The organism is Streptomyces oryzae (genome assembly GCF_017676365.1).
Lineage (GTDB): Bacteria > Actinomycetota > Actinomycetes > Streptomycetales > Streptomycetaceae > Streptomyces > Streptomyces oryzae.
In genome coordinates this window covers 1-6498 of record NZ_JADKMA010000286.1, presented here as the reverse complement: position 1 = coordinate 6498, position 6498 = coordinate 1, and the positions used below count along the sequence as shown (strand labels likewise).

4 protein-coding genes are annotated in these 6498 nt (G+C 72.6%); 2 read left to right on the top strand and 2 right to left on the bottom strand.

Annotated features, from left to right (window positions below):
* Positions 1–1640 (top strand): hypothetical protein (locus ITI46_RS32465; RefSeq protein WP_372452123.1); only part of this gene is annotated, 1640 nt, incomplete at its 5' end.
* A 27-nt stretch (positions 1641–1667) separates the two neighbouring features.
* Here the strand turns inward: ITI46_RS32465 and ITI46_RS32460 are convergent.
* Positions 1668–3119, bottom strand: coding sequence for a cryptochrome/photolyase family protein (locus ITI46_RS32460; protein ID WP_209243529.1), 1452 nt, complete (start codon positions 3117–3119; stop codon positions 1668–1670).
* Positions 3120–3265: 146 nt separating this feature from the next.
* On the opposite strand from ITI46_RS32460, the gene ITI46_RS32455 reads away from it, so the two are divergent.
* Entirely contained in the window at positions 3266–5551 is a 2286-nt protein-coding gene (locus tag ITI46_RS32455; protein ID WP_209243528.1) for an ATP-binding cassette domain-containing protein, read from the top strand.
* Between the two features lie 161 nt (positions 5552–5712).
* Here the strand turns inward: ITI46_RS32455 and ITI46_RS32450 are convergent, their stop codons facing one another.
* The gene (locus ITI46_RS32450; protein WP_209243530.1) at positions 5713–6474 is read right to left on the bottom strand and encodes an SDR family NAD(P)-dependent oxidoreductase; all 762 of its coding nucleotides are present in this window, start codon (positions 6472–6474) and stop codon (positions 5713–5715) included.
* Between the last annotated feature and the right edge of the window lie 24 nt (positions 6475–6498).

Sequence of the window (6498 nt, the reverse complement as noted above, 5' to 3'; positions counted from 1 at the left end):
CCGACGACCCCGCCCTCTCCGGTGCCGCCGCCACCGGCACCAAGGCCGCCGAGAGCGCGGCACAGTCCGGGCACGCCACCGGGCCGGGCCCGCGCGGTCCGGAGCCCGCGCCGGACAGCCACAGGCCCGGGCCGGACAGCCACAGGTCCGGGCTGCGCGGTCTGGTGCCGGACCTCGCGGTCGTGGCGGCTGCCGTGGCGCTGGTGGCCGCAGCCGTCGTCATCGGCGGTGCGATCGAGCGGGAAGAGGGCACACTGCGGGTCCACTGGCCGCCGTACTACGCCGAACTCGAACCGCACCTGGGCCCGGGCACCCCGGCTGCGCTGCTGGTCGCGGCGGCCGTGCTCGGCTACGGCCCCGCGCTGGCGGCCCGACTGCCGTGGCGGCGGCTGTTGGGGGCGGCCTGGGGCGCCTCCATGGCGTGGATCTGGTCACTCGCCCTGGTGGACGGCTGGCACCGCGGCGTGGCGAACCAACTGACCTCCGCCTACGAGTACCTCCAGGAGGTCGGCAGGTTCCAGAACGTCGGCGCCGCACTGCGCACCTTCACCGACCACATCCTGCTGCACTCACCCGGCAACTGGGTCCCCCATGTGGCAGGCCACCCGCCCGCCGCCGTCCTCACCTTCGTGGGCCTCGACCGGGTGGGCCTCGGCGGCGGCCCCTGGGCGTCCGCGTGGGTCATCACGGTCGGGTCGTCGGCAGCCGCGGCCGTACTGGTGGCGCTGCGTGCACTGACGGGCGAGCAACAGGCCCGCAGGGCGGCGCCCTTCCTCATCCTGGCGCCCACTGCCGTCTGGGTGGGCGTATCGGCTGACGGCTACTTCACAGCAGTGGCGTCGTGGGCACTCGCCCTGCTCGCACTGTCCGCACGTTCCGCTTCCCCGCGGACGGGCCCGACGGGCGAAAAGGGCCACAGTGCGCCCCGCGCCCCGCGCACTGCTGCGCTCTGCGCCGGACTGCTGTTCGGTCTCACCTGCTATCTGTCGTACGGGCTCACCCTGTGCGCGCTGCTGGGCCTCGCTGTCCTCGCCCTGTCCCGCACCCTGCGGCCCCTCCCCTGGGTGCTGGCGGGCGTCGCCGTGGTGGCCGCTTCCTTCACTCTGGCGGGGTTCAACTGGTGGGAGGGCTACCAGTTGCTGACCGAGCGCTACTACGAAGGCGCCGCCCGCGTCCGGCCGTACAGCTACTGGGTGTGGGCGAACCTCGCCTGCGCGGTGACAGCCACGGGGCCCGCGGTGGTGGCCGGGGCACGCCGAGCACTCGCTACAGGTGCGGCAACAGGGCGCCGGGCAGCGGCACGGCTACAGCTACAGCTACGGGAACGAGGACGAGGACGAGGACGGGAACTGGGGCGGGAGCGGGAACGGCATACGGACGGCACGGTGAGCCCCCCAAGCCCCCACCCCCTCGGCAGCCGCGAAAAACTCGCCCTGCTGGTGCTGGCGGCCCTGCTGACGGTTGCCGTCGCCGACCTGTCGGGCATGAGCAAGGCCGAGACCGAACGCATCTGGCTGCCCTTCCTCACCTGGCTGCTGCCCGCCGCCGCACTGCTGCCCCGCCGAAGCGCACGGTACTGGCTGGCAGCCCAGGCGGCGGTCGCCCTACTGGTCAACCACATTCTGCTGACCGGCTGGTGAAGGCCACTCCAGTCACCCGTCAGCCGCTCACCCTCGATCCCGCTGGCGCGCCGCCCGGAAGCGGGCCTGGCCCTCGCCGAGGTCCACGACAGGCTCCGGATAGTCGAGCCGGGCCCGCTCTGCGGCGGGCAGCCGCCAGGGCCGGTGCACGGCAGCTCCCTCGACAGCGGCCAGTTCGGGCACCCAGCGGCGCACATAGGTGCCCTGAGGGTCGTAGCTGCGCGCCTGGGTGAGCGGATTGAGCACCCTGTTGGGCCGGGTGTCGGTGCCGGTGCCCGCCGCCCACTGCCAGTTGAGCTGGTTGTTGGCGATGTCCCCGTCCACCAGGTGCGCGAGAAAGTGCGCGGCACCGATGCGCCAGTCCACATACAGCGTCTTGGTGAGGAAACTGGCGGCCAGCAGCCGGGCTCTGTTGTGCATCCACCCCTCGTGCAGCAGTTGCCGCATTCCGGCGTCCACCAGCGGGTAGCCGGTCCGGCCCTCCCGCCAGGCGGCGATCTCGCGTTCGGCGTCACCCTCGGTGCCGCGCCAACGGTCGCCGTGCGGACGGTAGTCGGTGTACGAGGCGGCAGGGCGGGCCGCCAGCACCTGGTGGTGGAAGTCGCGCCAGGCCAGCTGCCGTACGAACGCCTCAGCCCCCGCGCCGCCCTTCGCCGCCGCCTCATGGGCGAGCTCGACGGGCGAGAGGGACCCGAAGTGCAGATGCGGGGAGAGCCGGGAGGTGGCATCGGCACCCAGGTCGTTCTGGCCGCCCTCCCGCTGCCCGTACCGCTGGAGCCCGCCCTTGCGGCGCCAGGACGCCCACCGTTCACGCCCGGCGCGCTCCCCACCGCGCGCGAGCCCCGGCGCGGCCCCGCGCGCCCCCTCCCTGCGGGGCAACCGGAGCGACCCGGGCGCTTCCGGCACTGGCACGGCGCGCGGGGCGGCGAGCGGAGTGCGCCGCCCCGCCTGGCTCCAGCGCCGGAAGTACGGTGTGAAGACGGCGAAGTGATCCCGGCCGCCGGAGGGGGTGAGCGCGCCGGGCGCGACGGCCGTGATCACCGCGTCGTGCACCCGCAGCGCACACCCGGCCTCCTCCAGCGCCATCCGCAGCCGCGTCTCGCGCTGCTGCGCGTATCCGCTGACGCCCCCCGCGATGTGCACCTCGTGCGCGCCGCACTCGTGCACCAGCCGCGTGGTCTCCTCGGCCGGGTCGCCGGAGCGCACCACGAGCCGGCCACCTCGCTCGCGCAGCCCTTCGTCCAGGGCTGCCAGACAGTCGGCCAGGAACGCCCGGCGGTTGGGTACGGCGAAGCCCGCCTCCTCCACCGCGCGGTCCAGCACGAACAGCGGCACGACCCCCTCGGCGGCGGCCAGCGCGGCACGCAGCACAGGGTTGTCGCGCAGCCGCAGGTCGGAGGTGAACAGGGCGACGGAGACGGTGGGGCCCGAGGACGTGGGGGACGCGGGGGAGGCGGAGGAGGCGGAGGAGGCGGTCACATGTTCCCAACTGCCGTACGGGAGAGGCCGTTACGCGTCGGCGGAAACAGCCGATTGTCAGACCCGCCGCCTAGGCTGGCCGACCAGTCGCTTGAGCAGAACCGGCCGGGTGCGGGGGCGCCCGGCCAGGGACGAGGAGACCCAGAATGCCGGCCCAGAACACGCTGCTGACGCCTGCCGACAGCCACAATGTCATCGAGGTGCGCGGGGCGCGGGAGAACAACCTCGCCAACGTCTCCCTCGACCTGCCCAAGCGCAGGCTGACGGTCTTCACCGGAGTGTCGGGCTCGGGCAAGTCCTCGCTGGTCTTCGGTACGGTCGCGGCCGAGTCCCAGCGGCTGATCAACGAGACGTATACGGCGTTCGTGCAGTCCTTCATGCCGAGTCTGGGCCGCCCCGACGTGGACAGCCTGCGCAACCTGAGCGCCGCGATCGTCGTCGACCAGGAGCGGATGGGCGCCAACTCCCGTTCCACCGTGGGAACGGCCACCGACGCCTACACCATGCTGCGGATCATCTACAGCCGGCTGGGCACCCCGCACATCGGGACGTCGACCGCGTTCAGCTTCAACAGCACCGAAGGCATGTGCGCCGAGTGCGAAGGGCTCGGCGAGACCACGACCATCGACGTCGACCAGGTCGTCGACCGGGACCTGTCCGTGCGCGAAGGCGCGATCACCGCTCCGGGCTTCGCCGTGGACAGCTGGTTCTGGCAGGTGATGGTGGGCTCCGGCTTCTTCGACCCGGACAAGAAGGTCCGCGACTTCACCCAGCAGGAGTGGGACGGACTGCTGTACCAGCCGACGACCAAGGTCAAGGTCGGCACCTCGAACCTCACCTACGACGGCGTGATCACCCGCATCCAGCGCACCTACCTGTCCAAGGACCGGGACGCGATGCAGCCCCACATCCGGGAGTTCACCGACCGGGCCGTCGTCTATGCCGACTGCCCGGTGTGCGGCGGCAGCCGGCTCAGCCAGGCCGCGCTCTCCTCGAAGATCGACGGGGTGAACATCGCGGACTGCGCCCGCATGCAGATCAGCGACCTCGCCCCCTTCGTCCGCGGGCTGGACGACGCGTCCGTTGCGCCGCTGCGCGACACGCTCTGCCAGACGCTCGACTCACTGGTCGGCATCGGGCTGGGCTATCTGAGCCTGGACCGGCCGGCGGGCACCCTCTCCGGCGGCGAGGCACAGCGCGTCAAAATGGTCCGCCACCTCGGCTCCAGCCTCACCGACGTCACCTACGTCTTCGACGAGCCCACCATCGGCCTGCACCCGCACGACATCCAGCGCATGAACGAACTGCTGCTGCTCCTGCGCGACAAAGGCAACACGGTGCTGGTGGTCGAGCACAAGCCGGAGGTCATCGCCATCGCCGACCATGTGGTCGACCTCGGCCCCGGCGCGGGCACCGAAGGCGGCCGCATCTGCTACGAGGGGGATGTCGCGGGCCTGCGCGCCTCCGGCACCCTCACCGGCCGCCATCTGGGGCACCGCGCCCGGCTGCGCGAGACGGTCCGGGAGCCCAAGGGCACGGTGGAGATCCGCGGCGCCGACCTGCACAACCTCAAGGACGTCGACGTCGACATCCCGCTGGGCGTCCTCACGGTCGTCACAGGCGTCGCCGGCTCCGGGAAGAGCTCCCTGATCCACGGATATCTGTCGGGCCGGGACGACGTGCTGGTGGCCGACCAGTCGCCGATCCGCGGCTCGCGCCGCAGCAACCCGGCCACCTACACCGGGCTGCTGGGTCCCGTCCGTACGGCCTTCGCCAAGGCCAACGGCGTCAAGGCGGCGCTGTTCTCGGCCAACTCGGCGGGCGCCTGCCCGAACTGCAACGGCATCGGGCTCGTCTACACCGACCTGGCGATGATGGCCGGGGTCGCGTCCGTGTGCGAACAGTGCGAGGGCAAGCGCTTCACGCCCGAGGTGCTGGAGTACACGCTGCGCGGAAAGAACATCAGCGAGGTGCTGGCCATGTCCGTGGCCGAGGCCCGCGAGTTCTTCCCCACCGGCCAGGCGGCCGCGATCCTCGGCCGCCTCGCCGATGTGGGCCTGAGCTATCTGCGCCTGGGCCAGCCGCTGAACACACTCTCCGGCGGCGAGCGCCAGCGGCTCAAGCTGGCCATCCACATGGCGGAGAAGGCCACCACCTACGTCCTGGACGAGCCGACGACCGGGCTGCACATGGCGGACGTCGACCAACTGCTGTCCCTGCTCGACCAACTGGTCGAGGACGGCAACTCGGTCGTCGTCATCGAGCACCACCAGGCGGTGATGGCCCACGCGGACTGGATCATCGATCTGGGCCCTGGCGGCGGCCACGACGGCGGCGAAATCCTGTTCACCGGCCCCCCGGCAGAACTCATAGCCAGGGCCGACACGCTGACGGCGCAGCACCTGCGGAGCTATGTGGGGGCCGACGCCTGACCGCGGGGCACGGCCAAGGAGCACGACCAAGGAGCCGGACGGAGGCGCCTGACCGAGGTGCCGAGAGCCGTACCGAGGTGCCGGGAGGGGTGACCGAGGAGCCGAGCCGAGGCGGCACCGTCACCGGGAGGGACCGACGAGGCCGCCCCGAACCGGTGCCCTCACCACGAGGGCCGCGCCGACACCCCGCCGTCCAGCACCAGGTCGTGGCCGTTGATCCAGCGCGCCTGCGGGGAGGCGAGGAACACGCAGGCGTCGCCCACCTCCTCCGGCGTGCCCAGCCGGCCGTCCGGCGCCGCCGCGCGCCAGCGCCGTACGCCCTCGGGCCACTGCTCCTCGATGCCGTCCCGCTCCACCAGACCTGGCGAGACGGTGTTCACCCGCACCCCGAGCGGCCCGTACTCCAGCGCGGCGGCCCGGGCGTGCGTGACGATCGCGGCCTTGGAGGCGGCGTAGTGTGCATGTCCCGGCGCGGGCTGCGCCGCCTCGATGGAGGCGATGTGCGTGACGCTGCCGCCGCCGCGCTCCGCCAGCAGCGGCGCCGCCGCCTGCGTACAGCTGAAGACACTGGCGAGATTGGTGTCGACGACCGTGCGCCACTCCTCGGCCGTCATCCCCCGCAACTCCCGTACGGGCTGCACGCCCGCGTTGTTGACCAGCGCGCCGAGCCCCGCGGGACGCCATTGCGCGGCCTCGGTGACCACCGCGCGGCAGCCGTCCTCCGTGGCCAGCTCGCCATGGACGGCCAGTGCCGCGCCGCCGTCCCGCCGGATCAGCTCCACCGTCCGCCGCGCCCCCGCAGCGTCGCCGCGGTAGTGCACCGCCACCGGCATGCCCGCCGCGGCGAACCGGAGCGCGACACCGCGCCCGATACCGCCGGAGGCGCCGGTCACCAGCACGGTGCGCGGCTCGGCCGAGGGCACAAGGGGCGGGGACGGTGCGTGGGC

What these genes read in the sequence shown, in the direction of transcription:
- ITI46_RS32455 (WP_209243528.1), top strand. Translation starts at nt 3,266, where the DNA reads ATGCCGGCCCAGAACACGCTGCTGACGCCTGCCGACAGCCACAATGTC.